Source organism: Nitrospirota bacterium (assembly GCA_037386965.1).
Taxonomy (GTDB): Bacteria; Nitrospirota; Thermodesulfovibrionia; order Thermodesulfovibrionales; family JdFR-86; genus JARRLN01.
In genome coordinates this window covers 1-2,504 of the sequence record JARRLN010000137.1, presented here as the reverse complement: position 1 = coordinate 2,504, position 2,504 = coordinate 1, and the positions used below count along the sequence as shown (strand labels likewise).

Genomic DNA, 2,504 nt, shown 5'->3' with positions numbered 1-2,504 from the left:
TGAACCTCCGACTTCACGGTCCCGAACCGTGCGCGCTACCAGGCTGCGCTACGCCCCGTAAATGTTAATAATAAAACCGTTTAGAGCCAGAAGTCAAGGGAAGAGGGCGTCCGATGGCGGCCTGACTGATATTATCGTTTGCCCAATAACCGGACAGGCGTCTGCCCAGGGTTGGGTTTTCCGCTCCAAGCGTCTTGAGGCTCTTACGGCCGGGCATGATAACAACATCTTTTTGGTATCATAAACGAACGTCGAAATTTGCGGGACTAAAATGAAGAAGCCTAATAATTATGCTTTTATCGACAGTCAGAACGTGAACTTGTCAATCAAAGAACAGGGATGGACTCTCGACTTCGAAAGATTCAGGAAATACTTAGAAGATAAGTATGATATAACGAAAGCATTCCTCTTCATTGGATATGTTCCCACTAATCACAGCCTGTACACCGCACTTCAAAAATATGGCTACATACTGGTGTTCAAACCGACGATGACTTTGCCCGACGGCAAGGTGAAGGGCAACGTCGACGCGGAGTTGGTTTTGCACGCTATGGTCGAGTTTCCCAACTACGACAAAGCCGTCATTGTTACAGGCGATGGGGATTTTTATTGTCTCATAGAATATCTGAAGAAACAGGATAAGCTCTTAAAAATACTTATCCCGGATGGTGGGAAATATTCGTCACTTTTGAGGAAATTCTCGGAGGAAAGTGCTTTTATGAACGGACTCAAGAAGAAGCTCGAATACAGACCAAAATAAAAGAGGGGGATTAACCTTCGGACGAGACCTTAGGTGTGCCCCCTCATCGTGATCCTAAGTTTATGTTATACGGCTGATGCTTGTTTGTCAAGTACAAACTGCTTGTTTGTCAAGTCATTTATTGTGGATAACATGTTGATTTCAAAGTTTTTTTGAGGCACGTTCCTTCATCCCCTCACCCAAGCCCCTCCATGAACTCCCTGCGCGCCGAGTGAAGCGCGCTCAGGCCAGAGCATCGAGAAAGGCCAGGTCCTCGGCCTCGTGGGTCCCGTGCCGGTCGATGCAGCAGACTCTCTCGCACCCGGGGCAAAAGAGGGCCGTATACGCCTCGATAAGAGGGCTTGCGGCCAAGTAGGCGGCCTTGAGGCGCGATGCGCGCTCCTTCACGTCCTTCTGACCTCCTCGGGGATGACGGCCCCCTCCCTCAGAATCCGGGGCTCCTCCCCGGTGGCATCCAGTATGGTGGAGGGCGGCCCCCCGGGCGTGCGCCCGCCGTCAAGGAGCAGGTCGAGCCCCCGGGGGAAGTATCGGATGAGGACCTCCGGGTCCCGCGCGGGGGGCTCCCCCGAGGGGTTGGCGCTGGTGGCCGTGACCGGAAAGCCCGCCTCACGGGCCAGGGCCAGGGCTGCCTTGCCGCCGGGCATCCGCGCGGCCACCTTGCCCCCGGCCGTCACGAACTCCGAAAGCCCCTCCCTGGCCTCGAAAAGAAGGGTCAGGGGGCCCGGCCAGTAGCGCTTCATCAGGGCCCGGGCCAGGGGGCTTATCCTGCCGGTAAGCACGGAAAGCTCCTCGGGCGAGGAGACTATTAGGGGCAGCGTGCGCTCCCGGGGCCTTCGCTTCAGCTCATGGAGTCGCCCGAGGGCCCTCTCGTTGTCGAACTTCACCCCCAGGGCGTAGTAGGTCTCCGTGGGATAGGCCACGATGCCTCCCTCCCGCAAGACCGCCACCGCCTCCCGCAGGGCCTCCGCGAGGCCGTCCTCAAGGCGCATGCTCCTCACGGGGGATCCATGGCCCCCTTTTTGGAAATCCGCAGGTGATGGGGGAGGAGAGACTGGTCCCCGGGGACCAGTCCCGTGGGGGCCGGCCCTTCGGAGCACAGGAGGAGCATGGAGCCCCTGGGCATCTCAAGCACCCCGGAGAGCACGTCGCACTTCGACTGAAAGAGGAAGAAGACGTCCTTCCTCCGCTCCGAAAGCAGGGTCTCGAAGTTCGCCATCCCCTTGCTGATGACCAGCGTTCCCTCCTCCTGGAACGCCCGCCGGAACTCCTCCGAGGTGCTCTGAAGGATGGTGCCCACGCCGTCGGAGCCGTTTTCCATCACCGCGACCTGCTCCGGCAGCCCGCTCTCCCGGGCGTCCTCAAGGGTGCAGTCGTTTATTACGGGGGCGCCCTTTGCCGCCGCCGCAACGGGCTTTCCCAGGGAGAGCACTTCCTCCATCAGAAGCCCGTCCAGGACGGCCTCCCCGGCGTTATCCAGAAGATATAAAACCCTCCCGGCCGCCTGGAGCCTTTCTCTGAGCATCTCCCCGTGGTCCAGCGCGAGGGGCGCGGCGAGGGCACGCTCGATGGTGCCCTCCACGTCCACCGTGCTGAAGAGGCCGAAGTCCATGATGTTTCCGGCGATGGCAAGCCGGGCGGCGGTCGAAAGCGGGTCGGGGCTTGACCGTACGGTCTCCCTCAGGCGCGGATAAAGCTCCAGGGCCGCCCGGGTGGAGCGCGCCTTCACCTCCCGGAAGGGGTCCCT

The 2,504-nt window shown here is 59.5% G+C and carries 4 protein-coding genes; 1 reads left to right on the top strand and 3 read right to left on the bottom strand.

Going from position 1 to position 2,504, the window contains the following annotated elements; translation table 11 throughout:
• Positions 1 to 271 precede the first annotated feature (271 nt).
• Positions 272 to 760 (top strand): NYN domain-containing protein, encoded by a 489-nt coding sequence (locus P8Y39_12955; protein MEJ2193224.1) that lies wholly within the window; start codon positions 272 to 274, stop codon positions 758 to 760.
• Between the two features lie 222 nt (positions 761 to 982).
• Here the strand turns inward: P8Y39_12955 and P8Y39_12950 are convergent, their stop codons facing one another.
• The 3 genes from P8Y39_12950 to P8Y39_12940 form a co-directional block, all read right to left on the bottom strand.
• Positions 983 to 1,147 carry a hypothetical protein gene (locus tag P8Y39_12950; protein ID MEJ2193223.1) on the bottom strand — a complete coding sequence of 55 codons (165 nt, stop codon included), beginning with the start codon at positions 1,145 to 1,147 and terminating at the stop codon, positions 983 to 985.
• Positions 1,144 to 1,749, bottom strand: coding sequence for an L-threonylcarbamoyladenylate synthase (locus tag P8Y39_12945; protein ID MEJ2193222.1), 606 nt, complete (start codon positions 1,747 to 1,749; stop codon positions 1,144 to 1,146). Before P8Y39_12945 ends, P8Y39_12950 begins: the two co-directional genes overlap by 4 nt.
• Before the next feature lie 5 nt (positions 1,750 to 1,754).
• Positions 1,755 to 2,504 (bottom strand): ARMT1-like domain-containing protein (locus P8Y39_12940; protein ID MEJ2193221.1); only part of this gene is annotated, 750 nt, incomplete at its 5' end.